Origin of the sequence: Leucobacter sp. L43, from assembly GCF_016597785.1 — a bacterium.
Taxonomy (GTDB): Bacteria; Actinomycetota; Actinomycetes; order Actinomycetales; family Microbacteriaceae; genus Leucobacter; species Leucobacter alluvii.
In genome coordinates this window covers 1,105,384-1,123,106 of sequence record NZ_JAENJG010000001.1, presented here as the reverse complement: position 1 = coordinate 1,123,106, position 17,723 = coordinate 1,105,384, and the positions used below count along the sequence as shown (strand labels likewise).

The 17,723-nt window shown below is 68.5% G+C and carries 15 protein-coding genes; 9 read left to right on the top strand and 6 right to left on the bottom strand.

The features are described 5' to 3' along the window. Positions 1–99 precede the first annotated feature (99 nt). Both JE033_RS05295 and JE033_RS05290 read left to right on the top strand, forming a co-directional pair. Entirely contained in the window at positions 100–1,236 is a 1,137-nt protein-coding gene (locus JE033_RS05295) for a folate-binding protein YgfZ (protein ID WP_200329920.1), read from the top strand. Positions 1,237–1,279: 43 nt separating this feature from the next. Continuing rightward, the gene (locus JE033_RS05290; RefSeq protein ID WP_234037098.1) at positions 1,280–2,026 is read left to right on the top strand and encodes a phosphoglyceromutase; all 747 of its coding nucleotides are present in this window, start codon (positions 1,280–1,282) and stop codon (positions 2,024–2,026) included. An 85-nt stretch (positions 2,027–2,111) separates the two neighbouring features. On the opposite strand, the gene JE033_RS05285 is transcribed toward JE033_RS05290, so the two are convergent. Next, positions 2,112–2,309, bottom strand: a complete 198-nt coding sequence (locus tag JE033_RS05285) for a DUF3073 domain-containing protein (protein ID WP_090146959.1) — start codon at positions 2,307–2,309, stop codon at positions 2,112–2,114. 129 nt (positions 2,310–2,438) lie between these two features. On the opposite strand from JE033_RS05285, the gene JE033_RS05280 reads away from it, so the two are divergent. Further along, positions 2,439–3,068, top strand: a complete 630-nt coding sequence (locus JE033_RS05280; RefSeq protein WP_200329918.1) for a hypothetical protein — start codon at positions 2,439–2,441, stop codon at positions 3,066–3,068. A 73-nt stretch (positions 3,069–3,141) separates the two neighbouring features. Here the strand turns inward: JE033_RS05280 and JE033_RS05275 are convergent, their stop codons facing one another. Then, entirely contained in the window at positions 3,142–4,446 is a 1,305-nt protein-coding gene (locus tag JE033_RS05275) for a DUF445 domain-containing protein (protein ID WP_090146964.1), read from the bottom strand. A gap of 83 nt (positions 4,447–4,529) precedes the next feature. Here JE033_RS05275 and JE033_RS05270 point away from each other — a divergent pair, with 83 nt between their 5' ends. From JE033_RS05270 to JE033_RS05250, 5 genes are all read left to right on the top strand, one after another. Beyond that, a complete protein-coding gene (locus JE033_RS05270) occupies positions 4,530–8,657 on the top strand; it encodes an efflux RND transporter permease subunit (protein ID WP_200329916.1) in 4,128 nt (1,375 codons plus the stop codon). A gap of 2 nt (positions 8,658–8,659) precedes the next feature. Beyond that, on the top strand, positions 8,660–10,120 hold the full coding sequence (locus JE033_RS05265; RefSeq protein ID WP_200329914.1) for a DEAD/DEAH box helicase: 1,461 nt from the start codon (positions 8,660–8,662) through the stop codon (positions 10,118–10,120). A gap of 243 nt (positions 10,121–10,363) precedes the next feature. Then, positions 10,364–12,454, top strand: a complete 2,091-nt coding sequence (locus tag JE033_RS05260; RefSeq protein WP_200329912.1) for an acyl-CoA dehydrogenase — start codon at positions 10,364–10,366, stop codon at positions 12,452–12,454. 77 nt (positions 12,455–12,531) lie between these two features. Next, positions 12,532–13,509, top strand: coding sequence for a prolyl aminopeptidase (pip, locus tag JE033_RS05255; RefSeq protein ID WP_200329910.1), 978 nt, complete (start codon positions 12,532–12,534; stop codon positions 13,507–13,509). Between the two features lie 9 nt (positions 13,510–13,518). After that, entirely contained in the window at positions 13,519–14,436 is a 918-nt protein-coding gene (locus JE033_RS05250; RefSeq protein WP_200329907.1) for a glutaminase, read from the top strand. Here the strand turns inward: JE033_RS05250 and JE033_RS05245 are convergent. After that, positions 14,433–15,080, bottom strand: coding sequence for a hypothetical protein (locus JE033_RS05245; protein WP_200329905.1), 648 nt, complete (start codon positions 15,078–15,080; stop codon positions 14,433–14,435). The genes JE033_RS05250 and JE033_RS05245 overlap by 4 nt on opposite strands. A gap of 4 nt (positions 15,081–15,084) precedes the next feature. Next, positions 15,085–15,288: a hypothetical protein gene (locus JE033_RS05240; protein WP_200329903.1), complete on the bottom strand. Its 204-nt coding sequence runs from the start codon at positions 15,286–15,288 to the stop codon at positions 15,085–15,087. 209 nt (positions 15,289–15,497) lie between these two features. On the opposite strand from JE033_RS05240, the gene JE033_RS05235 reads away from it, so the two are divergent. Continuing rightward, entirely contained in the window at positions 15,498–16,388 is an 891-nt protein-coding gene (locus JE033_RS05235) for a neutral zinc metallopeptidase (RefSeq protein ID WP_200329901.1), read from the top strand. Positions 16,389–16,399: 11 nt separating this feature from the next. On the opposite strand, the gene JE033_RS14635 is transcribed toward JE033_RS05235, so the two are convergent. Beyond that, on the bottom strand, positions 16,400–17,293 hold the full coding sequence (locus JE033_RS14635; protein ID WP_090146987.1) for a LysR substrate-binding domain-containing protein: 894 nt from the start codon (positions 17,291–17,293) through the stop codon (positions 16,400–16,402). Next, positions 17,290–17,688, bottom strand: a complete 399-nt coding sequence (locus JE033_RS05225) for an MGMT family protein (RefSeq protein WP_200329899.1) — start codon at positions 17,686–17,688, stop codon at positions 17,290–17,292. Before JE033_RS05225 ends, JE033_RS14635 begins: the two co-directional genes overlap by 4 nt. Between the last annotated feature and the right edge of the window lie 35 nt (positions 17,689–17,723).

Below are 17,723 nucleotides of genomic sequence, written 5' to 3'. Positions count from 1 at the left end.
ACTCGCGATCGCCTGGGTGTCGGGCACGGTCATCTACAAGCTCTTCAAGGGACAGCGCTGAGCGTTCTCGAGAGCGACGCCGAGGGGCGCGGAGTCGACGTGACGCCGTTCTCCGAGCTGCCGGGGCGCGTTGCATCGGACGAGGGCGTAGCGTCGCACTACGGCGAGCCGCTGCTCGAGCAGCGAGCGCTGGAAGCGGGAGGCGCAATCGTCGACCTCTCGCATCACGGCATCGTCGTCGTATCGGGGGCGGATCGACTGAGTTGGCTGCACTCCATGACGAGTCAGCATCTGCTCGCGCTCCGACCGGGCGAGAGCACCGAGTCGCTTCTGCTCGACCCGAATGGGCGAATCGAGCGCGCCGTGCGCGTCGTCGATGACGGTGAGCGGACGTGGCTGCTGGTCGACGCCGGCTCAGCGGCCCCCCTTGCCGCGTTCCTCACGCGAATGCGCTTCGCATTGCGCGTCGAGGTGGAGGACCGCAGCGAGAAGTACGCGACGGTGCTCGCCTTCGAGGGCGACGCACGCGACGCCCTGCACAGCCTCGGACCTGCGGTCGAGTGGCGAGACCCCTGGTCCGCGGTGGCACGCGGAGGCGTGCAGTACGCCCGGGACGATGCGGAGCACGCGGGTGCGCACTGGTCGGCCACCCACTTCGTCTTCGAACGCGAACGCCTCGCATCCGTGGTCGACCTCGTGACCCGCGGTGCCGTGCGCGCAGCGGGCGTGCTCGCACTCGATGCGCTCGAGGTGCGAGCGTGGCGACCCTCGCAGGCGGGGGACGTCGATGAACGCACGATTCCGCACGAGCTCGATTGGTTGCGCACCGCCGTCCACCTCACGAAGGGCTGCTACCGCGGTCAGGAGACCGTGGCGAAAGTGCACAACCTGGGGCATCCGCCCCGTCGTCTCGCGCTGCTCCACCTCGACGGCACCGGCGGTGAGCTGCCGGTGGCCGGAGCGCTCGTGTTCGCCGGGCCGGGTTCAGCCACGGAGCCGGGGGCACGGCCGGTCGGCCGCGTCACGCGCGCCGCGCTGCACCACGAGTGGGGCGGCATCGCTCTCGCACTGCTCAAGCGATCCGTCGCCGAAGACGTCGCACTCGAAGTCCGCGGCGGCTCGGAGGGCGCCGACCCGCAGGCCGCGCCGGGCGACCCGATCGCCGCAACGCAGGAGGTCATCGTTCCGTCGAGCGCCGGCGCTGCACGCTCGGTGCCGCGGTTGAAACGTCTATGAGCCGCGCGGCGGGGAGCGGTGGTCTCCCCATAGACTGGTGAGCATGACGAATACGTTGATCCTGCTCCGTCACGGGCAGAGCGAGTGGAACCAGAAGAACCTGTTCACCGGCTGGGTCGATGTGCGGCTCACCGACCAGGGGCGCGCCGAGGCGAAGCGCGGAGGCGAGCTGCTCGCCGAGGCAGGTCTGCTCCCCGATGTGCTGCACACCTCGCTGCTGAGCCGCGCGATTCAGACCGCTCACCTCGCACTCGACAGCGCCGATCGGCTCTGGGTCCCGGTTCGTCGTTCGTGGCGTCTCAACGAGCGGCATTACGGCGCCCTGCAGGGCCTCGACAAGGCTGAGACGCTGGAGAAGTACGGCGAGGAGCAGTTCATGGAGTGGCGGCGTTCGTTCGACACCCCGCCCCCCGCGCTCGACGACGCGAGCGAGTGGTCGCAGGCCGACGATCCGCGCTATGCCGACATCGACGGTGAGCGACCGAGGACCGAGTGCCTCGCCGACGTGATCGATCGCATGCTGCCCTACTGGGAGCAGAGCATTCTGCCCGACCTGAATGCCGGCAAGACGGTGCTCGTCACCGCGCACGGCAATTCACTCCGCGCACTCGTGAAGCACCTCGACGGGATCTCGGACACCGACATCGCCGGGGTGAACATCCCGACGGGTATGCCGCTCGTCTACGACATCAACGCGGATGGGACGCCGAACGGCGCGGGACGCTACCTCGACCCGGAAGCCGCTGCAGCCGGAGCGGCAGCCGTCGCCGCGCAGGGCAAGGGCGCCTGATCACCCACTCAAGCTACGAGTAAGGGCCCCTCCTGTCGGAGGGGCCCTTACTCGTCAAGCCGAAGCGCGCTGTGCGAACCGAGAATCAATCCTCGTCGTCATCGTCCGCGTTGTACTTACTGGCATATTCCGCCCAAGGGTCTTCCTCTCGCACTCGAGACGCCTCTGCAGCCTCAGCCGCTGAGAGTTCCTGTTGCAGCGCAGAGTAGTTCGTGTCGGGGCTGAAATACTTCAGCTCCCTGGCGACCTTGGTGTGCTTTGCCTTCTGACGGCCGCGCCCCATGCGTGACCCCCTTACACAGTCGGGCCCCGCGAGATGTGATCCCCGAGGCAGATACCAGTTCATAGACGTATGGTGCAGATTCTAGCATGATGAACCTGCGCGACGAACGCAGCGCGTTAGCATGTGGACATGTCTTCGACGCGCGTCCGCCCCTCCAGAATCGTGCTCGTCGCGCTCCTGATCGTGGCCGCTCTGGTGCTGGTCGCAGTCGTCGCCGTGACCGCGCCCATCCTGCTCCATCGCAGTGCAGGGGGCTCCGGTCAGGAGATTCCCGCGGACATCGTGCCCGAGACGTCCGCGCGTGGCGCGGATGGGCGAGTGAGAACGCTGAGCGCCTTCGACGAGAACGGGCCGGCGAGGCTCGACGCGGTGAAGCCGGGTGAAACGATCCGGATCGAGGGCTCCGGCTTCGATGCCGGTATCGGCATATACGTCGCGGTCTGCGCGATTCCCGAGGTGACCGGTGAGAAACCAGGACCCTGCCTCGGAGGGATACCGGAGGGCGCCGAGACCGGTGACGTGGACGACTCCCAGCTGACGAGCGCATGGGTGACGAACGACTGGGCCTGGCGCAATTTCGCGACGCACCGGTACGCGGATGCAACCGCGGGCGACTTCTCGGTGACGCTCACCATGCCCGAAGCGTCGGGAGAAGGCCTCGACTGCCGGGAGACGCGATGCGCGATTGCGACGCGCGCCGACCACACTGCCGCCGCGGATCGCGTGCAGGACCTCCTGCTCCCGATCGCCTACGAGTGAGGCGATCCCTCCCGCTGCCGGGGAGACCGGGCGTGCGGGGGCGCGTGCGTCGCGTCCGCGATCCGGTCGGCGGCTAGTGGGAGATGCCGGCCAGGGGCGCGATCACGAGGGTCGCCATCGCGTAGATGGCGAGGCCGGCGAGCGAGCCGACCACGGTGCCGTTGATGCGGATGAACTGCAGATCCTTGCCGACCTGGAGCTCGATCTTCTCAGCGGCCTCCCGAGCATCCCACCGCTGCACGGTCTCTGAGATGACGTTGGCGAGGTCGTGCCGGTACGTGCGCACGAGACGCTCGACGACTTCCATCACCCAGACGTCGATCTTGTACTGCAGCGTCGCATCCTCCTGCAGCTTGAGCCCGAAGTCCTGTGCAGCGCGCACCATGCGAGTGCGCAGATCGCTCTCGGCGTCTTCGAGCATCTCGACGATGGCGGCGCGAGCGGTCTGCCACGTGCTCTGCGCGAGCGCCCTGATGCGCGGGCTGTCGAAGACGCCGTGCTTGAACGCTTCGAGCTGCCCCTGCAAGCGCTCCTGCGACTGCAGGTCTCCCGCGAGGTCGGACAGGAACTTGCTCATGGCGATGCGGAAGGGATGATCGCGCTCGACGGCGACGCTCTGCACGAAGCGAACGGCCTCGGTGTGCAGACGGTGGTCGACGAACCGGTCGACGATGCCCGGCATCCACGACGGCAGCCGTGACGACACGACGCGGTCGAACGCGTCCGGATGCTCCACGAGCCACCCTTCGAGGCGCTCGGCGGCGATATCGAGCAGCGCCTCGTGGTGGCCCCCGGCGACGAACGATTCCGCCGCTCGCCCGAGCAGCGGGCTCCATTCGGGATCGATGACGTGGCGACGCACGAGCACCTCGAGAAGCTCCTGCACATCGTCGTCATCGAGCACCGCGAGCGCGCCGAGGCTCGCTGTCGCCACCATGGCGCTCACCCGCTCGGCGTTCTGACGTTCCACGAGCCATTCACCGGCCCGCCGCGCTCCGCTGATCTGGGAGAGCTTGTCGTGCACGACGTCCTCGGCGAGGAAGTTCTCCTCGACGAAGGAGCCGAGCCCCTCGCCGATGTCGTCCTTCTTCTGCGAGATGAGATTGGTGTGCGGGATCTTGATCCCGAGCGGATGCCGGAACAGTGCGGTGACGGCGAACCAATCGGCAAGGGCGCCGACCATTCCTCCTTCGCTCGCGGCGCGGACGAAGCCCCAACCGGGGAAGCGCGACTGCAAGATGAATGAGACCACGAAGAGCACCGCCATCGCGATGAGCAGGCCGACGGCGATGGCCTGCATGCGTCTCAATTCGGCGAGGCGCTGGAAGTCGACGGGGGATACGGCACCGAGCGTTCGGCGGGTGCGGGGCTGCGGCATTCCAGTATTATCTCCCTTCCGGCGCGGGAGAGGCCACACCGGTGCCGCATCGGGAGCGGGTGCTGCATGGGATAATCAAGCCCATGCACCTCCTTACGGCGCTGAGCCTCAAGAACCGCGCGCTGATCGCGCTCGTCACGATCGTCGCAGCCGTGTTCGGGGTGATCGGAGCCGGATCGCTCAAGCAAGAACTCATGCCGTCGGTGCAGTTCCCGACCATCGCGGTGGTGACGAGCTACCCGGGCGCTTCTCCTGAGGTCGTCAACAACGACGTCTCGATGCCGATCGAGACCGCCTTGCGCGGAGTGCCGCAGCTCGAGACCTCTTCGGCGACGTCGAGCACGGGAACGTCGACGGTGCTCGCAGAGTTCACCTATGGCGTCGATCTCGCCTCGACGGAGCAGAAGGTCGAGCGGGCGATCAGCCGCATCTCCCAGGTGCTCCCGGAAGCCGCGGACACGCAAGTGCTCTCCGGCACCATCGATGACTTCCCCGTGATCCAGATCGCGGTGACTCCCGCCGAAGGGGAGGACCTGCAGTCGACCGCGGCACTGGTCGAGCGCACCGCGATCCCCGACCTCTCAGACCTCGACGGCGTTCGCGACGCGCAGCTGAGCGGCGCACGACCCGAGCGGGTCACGATCCAGCCGAATCTCGAAGCCCTCGCGGCACAGGGTCTGAGCCCGCAGTCCATCACCGACACGCTGCAGCAGAGCGGCGTGCTGATCGCTGCAGGATCGGTGACCGAGGGGGATCGAACCCTCGCCGTGCAAGCGGGCACCGAGCTCGAATCGGCCGATGAGATCGCCGCGCTCCCCATCGCGCTGGGCGCCGAGCAGCTGGCTGCGCAGCAGCAGGCTCCGCAATCCCCCGGTCAGCTCGACGGCGAGGCAGCGGCGCCCGCCGCGCCGGCGACGATCGGCGCGGTCGCCGACGTCCGTCTCGAGCCCGGGCCGGAGCAGAGCATCTCGCGAGTGGACGGCGCGCCGGCGCTGACGATCGGCGTCACGAAGACCTCTGCGGCGAATACGGTGGACGTCTCGCACGCCGTGCAGGAGAAGCTCGATGAGCTGCAGGATCAGCTCGGCGGCGCGAAGCTGACCGTGATCTTCGATCAGGCGCCGTACGTCGAGCAGTCGATCGAGACGCTCACCACAGAAGGCCTGCTGGGGCTCGTCTTCGCGGTGCTCGTGATCCTCGTCTTCCTGATGTCGATCCGAGCGACGCTCGTGACGGCGATCTCGATTCCGACCTCGGTGCTGCTCACCTTCGTCGGCCTGAACTTCGCCGATTACACGCTCAACCTGCTCACGCTGGGCGCCTTGACGATCTCGATCGGTCGCGTCGTCGACGATTCGATCGTCGTGATCGAGAACATTAAGCGCCACCTCGCCGATGGAGGGGAGCGGTCGGCGGTGATCATCGGCGCCGTGCGAGAGGTGGCTGGAGCGATCACGGCGTCGACCGTGACGACCGTCGCCGTCTTCCTGCCGATGGCCTTCGTCGCGGGGATGGTGGGCGAGCTCTTCCGGCCGTTCGCATTCACGGTGACGATCGCTCTGGTCGCGTCGTTGCTCGTATCGCTCACGATCGTGCCGGTGCTCGCCTACTGGTTCCTGCGCACGGGCCCGTCGCGGCGTCGACGCGGGTTCGTCACCGCCGGGAGCGGCGTCGACACCGGCGCGGGCGCCGTCGCCGACGAGCAGCCGCGCAGCTCCGGTGCGGAGATCGATGCGCACCCGACGGCGTTGCAGCGCCGGTACCGGCCCATCATCGAGTGGACCCTGCGTCGCCCGGCGATCACGTTGCTCATCGCGGTCGTCGTGTTCGCCGGGACGATCGCCGCGAGCCCGTTCATGAAGACGAGCTTCCTCGGATCCGACGAGCAGAACTCGGTCGGTCTCGTGCAGAACCTCGCGCCAGGCACCAGTCTCGAGGCGCAGCTCGCGCAGGCGGAGGACGTCGAGCAGGCGTTGAACGAGGTCTCCGCGATCGAGAGCGTGCAGGTGACGATCGGCAGCGCAGGCGGAGCCGGAGCGCTGTTCGGCGGCGGCGGCGGCGATGGCGCCGTGAACTACGCGATCACGACTGACCCGGACGCCGACCAGGCTCGCGTGCAAGACGACATCCGCGCCGCCGTGGACCAGCTCGAGGGCGCCGGGGAGTTCTCGCTGGGGCAGTCAGGAGGAGGCGTGACCTCGTCCAGTGCGATCGAGGTCGACGTCACGGCCCCGGATCAGGAGACCCTGGCCGAAGCGAGTGACGCAGTCGTCGCCGCACTGCAGGACGAGAGCAGTCTGCAGCAGGTCGAGAGCGACCTGGGTGCATCGCGCGAGTTCCTCCGCATCGCGGTCGACCGCACGCTCGCGGCGCAGGCCGGCCTCACCGAGGCGGGCGTCGCCGGCCAGGTCGCGCAGCAGATGCAGCCCGCTCAGATCGGTACGATCACGATGGACGCCGACACCGTTTCGGTGTACCTCGCCAACGCTGTGGCGCCGACGGACCCGGCAGGCGTCGCCGCGCTCACGATCCAGACCGCGGCCGGCCCGCAGCCGCTGAGCAGCCTCGCCCTCGTGGAGGTCGCGGACGGGCCGGTGACCGTGCGCACGGAGGACGGCGTGCGATCCGTCACAGTATCGGCGTTGCCGAAGGGCGACGACCTCGGCACGGCGAGCGCCGAGGTCACTGCCGCGCTCGAGACCCTCGAACTTCCCGCGGGTGCGAGCGCGAGCGTCGGAGGCGTGCTCTCGCAGCAGGCCGATGCCTTCGAGCAGCTCGGACTCGCGCTGCTGGCAGCCATCCTCATCGTGTACGTGGTGATGGTCGCGACCTTCCGCAGCCTGCTGCAACCGCTGCTGCTCCTGATCTCCGTACCCTTCGCTGCGACGGGGGCCATCCTGCTGCTCATCGTCACCGGCATCCCGCTGGGCGTCGCGTCGCTGATCGGTGTGCTCATGCTCATCGGCATCGTCGTGACGAACGCGATCGTGCTCATCGACCTCGTGAATCAGTATCGAATGCGCGGAGACGCCCTCCGCGATGCCGTGCTGCACGGATCCCTGCAGCGACTCCGCCCGATCGTGATGACGGCGCTCGCCACGATCCTCGCGCTCACCCCGATGGCGCTCGGCATCACCGGAAAGGGCGGCTTCATCTCCCAGCCGCTCGCGGTCGTAGTGATCGGCGGTCTGCTCTCCTCGACCGTGTTGACGCTCGTCGTGCTCCCGACGCTCTACTACCTCGTGGAACGCCGCCGCGAACGCGGGCCCCGTCGCGGCGGCCCGTCGAATCGCCGTCGAGGCCCGGCGCTCGGCCCCGTCCCGGCTGCGGCGCTCGCTGGTGCGGGTGGAGCGGTCGGTGCCGGTGCGGCGGCCGGTGCGGCTGCGGTGACCGGTGCGGGCGCGGCGACCGGAGGCGTTGCCGCACACACGTCGCATGCCGACCACGGTGAGGGTCGCGTCGAAGACGCCCTCGACGTCGAGCCTGCCGCCGACGACGACGCGACATCGGCGCCGGGCGTCGATCCCGTCATCGCCCCGCCCGAGCCGGTTCCCGCGGTATCGCGCGACAGCGACACCGCGTACCCGGAGCAGGCGCTGGTCGTGCCTGACGAGACCCCCGCCCACGGAATCGCAGAGTCGCCGGGACTCCTGCCCGAGGCAGTGCCCGCCGCCGAACACGCAGCGGGACGCACCGCGGATCTCTCTGAGGAGACCCCGTCGGATTCCGAAGACGCTCCGGTCACCATCGAGCCGGCGACCGTGAACGAGCCGATGGGGCCGTCCACGCAGCAGATGTCGCTCGATCTGGATCGACTCGGCTTCACCGGGGATGACAACCCGCTGACCGATCTCGGAGCGGTCGACGGGGCGGATCACGCGTCCTCCTCGCCCCCCGCGCCCGTCGTTCCCCCCGTGAGCCGGCTCTTCGCGGCCGACGCCGCTCGCGATCCGGCGGTCGAGAGCCTCACCGACGCGTCACCCGTTTCGGACGTAGCGAAAGGCTCCGACGACGAGGTCGAGGCGGAGGCGGAGATCGAGACGGACGTGGAGCCGAGCGAACCGGCGCCCCCGATCACGGGAGAGCTCGACTGGGAGCAGCTCATGTGGCAGGCGACGCAGGAGGTCGACGAAGCGGATCCCTCCATTGACGCCACCGAGACCGACGGTCGGGATCCCCGCCCGCGCACCGACCCGGGGGAGACCCGCTAACCATGGCGCAGAAGCGACGCGGCGGCTTCAAGCCGCCCGCCAACTACGATCCCAACCGGAAACCGAAGGGAGCCGGCGGGCATCGTGGACGCCGGACCGAGCCTGGAGTCGCACCCGTGGAGCGCGCCAAGCGAGCCGAGAAGGACGCGCCCGCGCCGACGAAGGAGCGCGCAGCGTCGTCGCCCGTTCAGCCCAGGCGTGCCGTTCCGGCGCAACGTCTTGACGCTCGACGCACCACAGCAGCCGATGTGGCCGGTCTCGCCTTCGGTGATCTCGGGCTCGGCGGCAATCTCGTCCGGGTCCTCGGCGAGCTCGGGGCGGATCGGCCGTTTCCCATTCAGGCGGCGACGATTCCCGACGCGATCGACGGTCGTGACGTGCTCGGCCGTGCCCGAACCGGGTCGGGCAAGACGATCGCCTTCGGCGCTGCACTGGTCGAGCGTCTTCTGCGGCTGAAAGCTCAGGGCGCCTTCGCGTCGGACCCGAAGCCGTCCGCGGCGAAGAAGCAGCGCGGCGTGCGCGACACGCGTCTCGCCACCAGAAAGCCGAAGGCGCTGATCCTCGCCCCGACGCGCGAGCTCGCGCTCCAGATCGATCGCACGGTGCAGCCGCTCGCGCGTTCCGTCGGCTTCTACACCGCTCAGCTCGTCGGCGGCGTGCCGGTGGACCCGCAGATCCACGCGCTGCAGCGCGGCGTCGACATCGTGATCGGAACCCCGGGTCGGGTGGAGGATCTCGTCACCCGCCGGCGTCTCGACCTGCGGGAGGTGCTCGTCTCGGTCATCGATGAGGCGGACCACATGTGCGACCTCGGCTTCCTGGAGCCCGTGCAGCGCGTTCTGCGTCAGACGGCTCGCGGCGGTCAGCGGCTGCTGTTCTCGGCGACCCTCGACGCCTCGGTGTCGGCGCTCGTCGCCGAGTTCCTCGCCGATCCCGTCGTCCATGAAGCCGAGGAGGCGGCGGCGATGCCGGTGGAGCACCGGGTGTTCGTGGTGCGACGGGCGCACAAGGACGAGGTCATCACCGAACTCGCGTCGGCGCCCGGTCGCACCATCGTCTTCTGCCGCACTCGGGCGTACGCAGAGCAGGTCGCTGAGATGCTCTCCACGGCCGGGCTCAAGGTGACCGCGCTCCACGGCAACCTGAGCCAAGCGCGCCGAGAGCTCAACCTCGCGAAGTTCACGTCGGGCAAGGCGTCCGTGCTCGTCGCCACCGATGTCGCCGCGAGAGGGCTCCACGTCGACGACGTCGATCTCGTGGTGCAGGCCGATCCGCCCGAGGACGCGAAAGTCTATCTGCACCGTGCGGGTCGCACCGCGCGCGCGGGCAAGACGGGGAGCGTCGTGCTCGTGATTCCCCCGACGCGCCAGGCGCGCACGAGAGAGATGCTCGACGAGGTGGATGTCGGGGCGTCGTTCTTCGGAGAGGTGGAACCGGGATTCGGAAAGCGGTTCCTGCGCTGACCGCTCGTTCGCGTCGCGCTGCCCTGCATCACGCCGGACTGCGCTCATCGGCGATTGACGATACCGCCAGCTGAGTTCCGTCGAGTTTGGAGGGTGTGCACAAAGGTTGCGGGGCCGTGGCCCGTCTCAGTTTGTGTGTGCGACCCGCTCCGCTTGGCAGTCTCAGAGGTCGACTTTAGGCTGACAGCATCAACGGGGCTCGCCAAGCAGGGCCGTCCCGCCTGTCATCTCGAAGGAGTTCCGATGGCCGAACGCAGCTCGTCGTCCCACCCCCGAATCGACACCGCAGCCGTGAGCGACGCGCTGCTCGGCAAATGGAAGACGGAGCGACTGGAGTCGCGCAAGCTCGCAGCCGATCCGAGGCTGCACACCGTTCCCGGGCAGTCGATGGACGACCATCGTGAGCGAGCCCTCGAGCAGCTGAGCATCCTCGTCGAGGCCGGAGCCATCCAGCGCGCGTTCCCCACCGCCGTCGGCGGGAGCGATAACCACGGGGGCAACATCGCTGCATTCCAGGAGCTCGTGCTCGCCGATCCTTCGCTGCAGATCAAGAGCGGCGTGCAATGGGGGCTCTTCGGCGCTGCGATCCTGCATCTCGGCACCGCCAAGCATCACGAGCAGTGGCTCCCCGACGTCATCAATCTGCAGACCCCTGGCGCGTTCGCGATGACCGAGATCGGCCACGGATCCGATGTCGCTTCGATCGGCACGACCGCGACCTACGATGCCACGACGGAGGAATTCGAGATCCACACGCCGTTCGCGGGTGCGTGGAAGGACTACCTCGGCAACGCGGCGCTGCACGGACGGGCAGCGGTGGTCTTCGCCCAGCTCATCACCCGCGGGGTGAATCACGGCGTGCACGCGTTCTACGTGCCGATCCGCACCCCCGACGGGGAGATGCTGCCCGGCGTCGGCAGCGAGGACGACGGGGTCAAGGGCGGGCTGAACGGGATCGACAACGGCCGCCTGCACTTCACCCACGTGCGCGTGCCGCGCGAGAACCTCCTCAACCGATACGGCGATGTCGCGCCGGACGGCACCTACTCGTCCGAGATCGAGAGCCCGGGGCGTCGCTTCTTCACGATGATCGGCACGCTCGTGCAGGGCCGCGTCTCGCTCGACGGGTCGGCCGTGCGCGCGATGCAGGCGGCTCTCGGCATCGCCATCCGCTACGGCAGCGAGCGACGGCAGTTCCCCGGCGCCTCCGGGCGTGAGACGGTGCTGCTCGACTACGGTCTGCACCAACGGCGCCTGATTCCTCGCCTCGCGCAGACGTACGCGATGCAGTTCGCTGACGAGCGCCTGCTGACCGTCTTCGACGAGGTCTTCTCAGGAGCGAAAGACACGGATGAGAATCGCGAGGACCTCGAGACGCTCGCGGCTGCGTTCAAGCCGCTGTCGACCTGGGCCGCACTCGACACACTGCAAGAGGCGCGCGAGGCTTGCGGCGGCGCCGGCTTCATCGCGAAGAACCGCATCGTCGGCCTCCGCGCCGATCTCGACATCTACGTGACATTCGAGGGCGACAACAACGTGCTGCTGCAACTGGTCGGCAAGCGATTGCTCAGCGACTACGCCGCCCAGTTCAAGAATGCCGACCGTGCGACGCTCACCCGCGCTGCCGTGAATCAGATCGGTGATCGCGTGAGCCGGTTCGGGCTGCGCCGAGTCGGGCAGAGCATCGCGGATTTCGGGCAGATCGCCCGCTCGATCGAGAGCATGCGCTCGCCGGAAGCGCAGCGAGAGCTGCTCGCTGATCGGGTGCAGACGATGGTCGGCGACATCGCGCTCGCTCTGCGCGACGCGACGAAGGGCATTCCGAAGGAAGACGGCCGAGCCCGAGCCGTCGCCAGCGAGAACGCCTTCAACGCGCAGCAGTACAAGCTCATCGAGGCGGCGCGCGCCCACGGTGAGCTGCTGCAGTGGGAGGCCTTCACCGACGCGCTCGAGAAGATCGCCGACGCGGGATCTCGACAGGTGCTGACATGGCTGCGAGATCTGTTCGGTCTCGGGATCATCGAGCGCAACGCCGCCTGGTACCTCACGGCCGGGCGTATCTCTCCCCACCGCGCAGAATCCGTCACGGCCTACGTGGATCGGCTCATCAGTCGACTGCGCCCGCATGCGCTCGACCTCGTCGAGCCGTTCGGCCTCACCCCCGAACTGCTGCGCGCGGAGATCGCGACGGGGATCGAAGCGGAGCGGCAGCAGGAGGCGCACGACTACGTCGAGGCGCAGCGCGCCGCCGGGACGTGGCCGGTGCACGAGAAGGAGCTGCGGAAGCAGCGGCAGGCCGCCGAGCGCGAGAGCCGGCAGGCGAAAGCCAGCTGACCGAGGCGCCGGAGTCCACTGGAGTCGGGGTGCCGGATGCGACTTCGAGCGCGACCGTTGCTCGTTAGGGTGGGGGTATGACCGAATCGCTGCGCGAACTGTACCCGACCATCGAGCCCTACGCTCACGGCATGCTCGATGTCGGGGACGGGCACTCCGTGTACTGGGAGACCTGCGGGAATCCGGATGGCAAGCCGGTCGTCTTCCTGCACGGAGGGCCCGGCGGAGGGTGCGCTCCGGATCATCGCCGGTACTTCGATCCGGAGCGCTATCGGATCGTGCTGTTCGACCAGCGCGGGTGCGGCCGCAGCGTGCCGCACGCGAGCGCGCCCGACGCCGATCTCTCATCGAACACCACCTGGCATCTCGTCGCCGACATCGAACGGCTGCGGGAGTCGCTCGACATCGAGCAGTGGCAGGTATTCGGCGGATCCTGGGGCTCGACGCTCGCGCTCGCCTACGCCCAGACTCACGCGGAGCGGGTGACCGAACTCGTGCTGCGCGGCATCTTCACGCTGCGGACGAGCGAAATCCGTTGGTTCTACCAGGACGGCGCGTCGCATCTCTTCCCCGACGTGTGGGAGGAGTACCTCTCGGTGATCCCTGAGGCGGAGCGCGGTGATCTGGTTGCGGCATACCACCGGCGCCTGTTCGATGAGGACCCTGCGGTGCACGTGCCGGCCGGCCTCGCCTGGACCGTGTGGGAGAACTCGACCATCCGGCTCATCCCCGACCTCGCGGGCATCGCGAAGGTGCGCGAGGACGCGGCCAGCGCCGTCGCCTTCGCGCGGATCGAGAACCACTACTTCTCGAACGCCGGGTGGCTCGATGAGGGGCAGCTGATCCGAGACGCCGCAGCGAGGCTCGCGAGCATCCCGGGTGTGATCGTGCAGGGCCGCTACGACGCGTGCACCCCGCCGGAGACAGCCTGGGATCTCCACCGCGCGTGGCCCGAAGCGCGGTTCGAGATGATTCCCGACGCGGGTCATGCCGCGAGCGAGCCGGGCATCGTCGACGCGCTCGTGCGCGCCACCGATCGCTTCGCCACGGCCTGAGCGACGCCGATGACGATCGATCTCCAAGAACTCGTCGAGGATGTGCACGAGGCCGTCCGACCGCTCATCGGCTCGGGCAGCGTCGCCGATTACATCCCCCGTCTCGCCGCGGTGAACCCCGATCACTTCGGCATCTCCGTGATGATGACCGATGGCACCCAGGTCTCGTCGGGCGATGCCGACGTCGAGTTCTCCATCCAGAGCATCTCGAAGGTCTTCTCGCTCGCGCTGGTGATGGCGGGAGACGGCGACGAGATCTGGCAGCGGGTGGACCGCGAGCCCTCCGGCGCGGCATTCAACTCGTTGGCGCAGCTCGAGTACAAGCGCGGTATTCCGCGCAACCCCTTCATGAACGCGGGCGCTCTCGTCGTCGCCGATCACCTGCTGTCACTGACGCCGGACGCGGAGGATCCCGTGCTCGATTTCGTGCGCACGGAATCGGGCAACCCCGACATCTCGATCGACGCGCTCACGGCCGCGTCCGAACTCGCGCACGCCGATCGCAACTCCTCGATCTCGCACCTGCTGCGGAGCTTCGGCAACCTGATCAACGATGTGGACGCGGTGCTCGACCGGTACGTGCGTCAGTGCTCGATCGCGATGAGCTGCACGGACCTCGCTGCGGCTGGGGCGTTCCTCGCTCGACGCGGCGAGAGCGCCGATGGCCGTCACCTGCTCAGCGGGAATCAGACGAAGCGCGTGAACGCCGTCATGCTCACCTCGGGGTTCTACGACGCTGCAGGCGAGTTCGCCTATCGCGTCGGGCTTCCCGGGAAATCGGGCGTCGGCGGCGGTATTCTCGCCATCGTTCCCGATGTGTGCTCGATCTGCGTGTGGGGCCCCGGCCTCGACTCCTCCGGCAACTCGCTCATCGGGATGGCGGCGCTCGACGAGCTCACGTCGCGCACCGGCTGGTCGATCTTCTAGGTCGCGGCCTGGAGCGACGCGAGCGCGGGCACGCCGACCCCGCCGTCGGCGCTTGCGCCGACCGAGATGACCAGCAGGTCACCGGTGAACCCGTACCAGAGGAATCGTTGCGAGAGACCCGGCTCGTCTTCCCATACGAACGTGGGCGATCCTGCAGTTTCGGTCTCGACGAACTCGGAGGCGCGGAGTTCCGCCAGGAACGCATCTCGGGCATCAGCAGGCAGTTCGGCGACCATCAGCAGATTCAGGCCATCGGACTGCGGGATGCCCCACGAGCAGAACGACGTCTGCTCGGCCCGCGAGATCGCTTCCTGCGCCGACGGGCCCACTGCTTCAAGCAGCATGTCGCGGAACGGCCCCGAATCCGGCGTGAAGACGAACGCCGGTCCGAGCCTCTCATGCACCACATCGATGGGAACGAGCTGCTCGCATTCCGGAATCACGACGGGAGCCGGCTCGGTCTCAGGCGCGGGCTCCTCCGTCGGCGCGGGCTCCGAACTCGGCTTCTGCGACGGTTCCGACTCGCGAGACGACGAGGGCGACGCGGTGCGCTCGTCTGACGCGCCGCTCTCGGGCGCGCACGATGCAAGACCCAGCATCAGCACCGATGCGGCTGCGAGACTCATCGCCTGTTGCGGTCTCATCGCACTACTCGCCGGTCAGACGTCGGCGCAGCTCACCGGCGGTCACGATGTCGTTCTCCATCGCTCGCACATCCGCCTCCGAAACCGAAGGGTCGTGCTTCGCGCGGTCGATGCGCCGAAAGCTCTCCTCGATTTCAGCATCGAGCCCCGAGGTCACCGATTGCTGTATCGCCTGAGGGAGGCGTCGGAAGTGTGCGTTGTCGGACATGCTTCCCAGGTTAGGGGGAGTGCGCGTGCACATGCTCCCGCTTGCTTCGTCGCGTCCGTTCGAGTAAGCGAGGAGGCGGTGCGGCGCTCGCTCCTGCACCAGGGGAATACAGCTCGCCCGAATCCTCACTAGTATCGGCTACACACCACGATCGGTACTCTCGCGCGAAACGCGCTCGGGAACAGTCCCTCGCATCTCCAGGAGCAGCCTTGACGTTCAACGACAACGTGCGCATCGACAACAGCAAGGTGAGAAAGCGCAGCGGTGCGCGCACCGGTGGCATGGTGGCAGGTGGCGGCATCGGCATCGCCCTCCTGCTCGCGCTCGGCTCGCAGCTGCTCGGGTTCGATCTCACGCCGTTCGCCCCGGCGGTGCAGCAGGCGATCGGAGCCGGCACCACCTCCGAGCAGTCGGAAGCCGTGCTCGACGCCTGCAAGAGCGGCGTCAACGCGAATTCCGATGACGAGTGCCGAATGAATGCCACGGCTGATTCCCTCGATCGCTACTGGGCGAATGAGGTCGGCAACTACCGGTCGCCAGGACCGGTGATCCTGTTCGACGGGCTGACGCAATCCGAGTGCGGGGCCGCCTCAGCATCGACGGGCCCCTTCTACTGCCCGGCGGACGAGACCATCTACATCGACGTCGCCTTCTTCGACACCCTCTCGAACGAATACGGAGCGTCAGAGGGGTCGCTCGCGCAGATGTACGTGCTGGCGCATGAGTGGGGGCACCACGTCTCGAACCTCATCGGTTCGCTGCAGGGCGCCGGCCGCGAGACGGGCCCAACGTCTGGTTCGGTGCGCCTCGAACTGCAGGCCGATTGCTTCGCGGGGGCCTGGGTGCAGGCCGCGTCGACCGTCACCGATGATCAGGGCGTCACCTACCTCAAGCCGGTGACGCAGCAGCAGATCGACGACGCGATGAGCGCCGCCGCTGCGGTGGGGGACGACCACATCATGGAGGCCGCAGGCGTCGAGGTGAACCCCGAGCGGTTCAGCCACGGCACCTCGGAGCAGCGGCAGCGCTGGTTCATGACGGGTTACGAGCAGGGGCCGACGGCCTGCGGCACCTTCGGCGTCAGCGCGGCTGACCTGTAGCGAACGCCGGATCAGCGGCGCTTGCGCCGCTTGGCCTGCCGCGCCTCTGCCTTCTTGCGCTCCGCCTTCTCCTTCGCTGCCTGCAACTGCGCGCCGCGGGAGTTCGGCTTGAGCTTGGGCGCCTGCTTCTTCGGCTGTGCGTGCACTCGGGGGGCTCTGGCGGTGCTCTTCGCCTCTTCCTGGGCCGACTCCCGAGAGCTGTTGGCCGTGCGGCCGCGCAGGATGCCCGCGAGGTGCTGCACCGTCGCGTCGTCGCGGTCCACGTTCCACACCGCCCAGACGACGGGACCGTCGAGCGGACGCTCACCCGGCTCCGGGCGGACCGGGAGCACCGTGTGCTCGCGCTTGTTGATCAGGTGCCGTGCGAGCGGCACGGGCAGGAGCACGGCGCCGGCGCCGGTGGCGACGAGGGAGAGCGCAGCGCGCGGGCCCCTCGGCATCCATTCAGGATCCCCCCACGGCTGCGGCGCAGGCCATGCCGGGAAATGGTCGGGGTGATCGAGCAGTGTGACGAACGCGATCTCGGCAAGACTCACCGATTCCTGCTCCGCGAGCTCGTGGTCAGCGGGCACGACGAGTGCCAGCGATTCTGCGTAGAGCCGGATGGCGCGACGAGGGCTCTCATCGCCCTCGGAGTCCGCCGGTCTGCCATCGGGCGCGGTGCGCTCGATGAGCACGTCGCACGCGGCGGCCGAGGAGGCCGTCTCCTGGTTGCGCGCTGCGAGCGGCGAGCCGAACGCGACCTCCAGCGGCACGAGTTCGAGCTTGCGTCCGGGCGTCGCCGCCTTCCAGCGTCGCGCCCACTTGCTCGGGGCGATGCCGCGGGCGAATCCGAGGCGGAGCGGCCTCGGAGCGGATTCGGCGCCGGTGGGTGAATCGGATTCGTTCGCGGTCGTGTCGCTCACAGCGCCACCTCTCCGTAGATCTCGTGCGTATAGGGGAGGCGAGCCGCCGATAACGCGATCCGGTACTCCCCGGAGCGTGCGGCGCGGTGCGCGACCTCCGCGCTCGCCGCAGCCGCTGCGGTACCGGCGCGCGGCGCTCCGGTACCGCGGATCGGGGTGCCCTCGTCGACATAGTGCGGGAGCGCGAGCACCGCGTGACCCTGCGGCGGGTTGCCGCTCGCGGGCACGACGCGCCACCAGGGCGATCCGTGGCCGTAGAGCGCCATGACTCGGCCGACGGCGCGTGGCGCTTCGGAACCGACCGCGATCCCGACATCGCCGTACGTCATGACACGACCGGGCGGGATGCGCGCGACGACGTCGAGCACCGCTTCGACGAATTCGGCGCTGGGCATGCCTCAAGCCTACGCGCTCGAGCGTGAGTGCGAGG

Coding starts and splice junctions, on each gene's coding strand:
- pip (WP_200329910.1), top strand. CDS start 12,532: ATGACCGAATCGCTGCGCGAACTGTACCCGACCATCGAGCCCTACGCT.
- JE033_RS05240 (WP_200329903.1), bottom strand. CDS start 15,288: ATGTCCGACAACGCACACTTCCGACGCCTCCCTCAGGCGATACAGCAA.
- JE033_RS05275 (WP_090146964.1), bottom strand. CDS start 4,446: ATGCCGCAGCCCCGCACCCGCCGAACGCTCGGTGCCGTATCCCCCGTC.
- JE033_RS05245 (WP_200329905.1), bottom strand. CDS start 15,080: ATGAGACCGCAACAGGCGATGAGTCTCGCAGCCGCATCGGTGCTGATG.
- JE033_RS05250 (WP_200329907.1), top strand. CDS start 13,519: ATGACGATCGATCTCCAAGAACTCGTCGAGGATGTGCACGAGGCCGTC.
- JE033_RS05265 (WP_200329914.1), top strand. CDS start 8,660: ATGGCGCAGAAGCGACGCGGCGGCTTCAAGCCGCCCGCCAACTACGAT.
- JE033_RS05280 (WP_200329918.1), top strand. CDS start 2,439: ATGTCTTCGACGCGCGTCCGCCCCTCCAGAATCGTGCTCGTCGCGCTC.
- JE033_RS05225 (WP_200329899.1), bottom strand. CDS start 17,688: ATGCCCAGCGCCGAATTCGTCGAAGCGGTGCTCGACGTCGTCGCGCGC.
- JE033_RS05285 (WP_090146959.1), bottom strand. CDS start 2,309: ATGGGGCGCGGCCGTCAGAAGGCAAAGCACACCAAGGTCGCCAGGGAG.
- JE033_RS05270 (WP_200329916.1), top strand. CDS start 4,530: ATGCACCTCCTTACGGCGCTGAGCCTCAAGAACCGCGCGCTGATCGCG.
- JE033_RS05260 (WP_200329912.1), top strand. CDS start 10,364: ATGGCCGAACGCAGCTCGTCGTCCCACCCCCGAATCGACACCGCAGCC.
- JE033_RS05290 (WP_234037098.1), top strand. CDS start 1,280: ATGACGAATACGTTGATCCTGCTCCGTCACGGGCAGAGCGAGTGGAAC.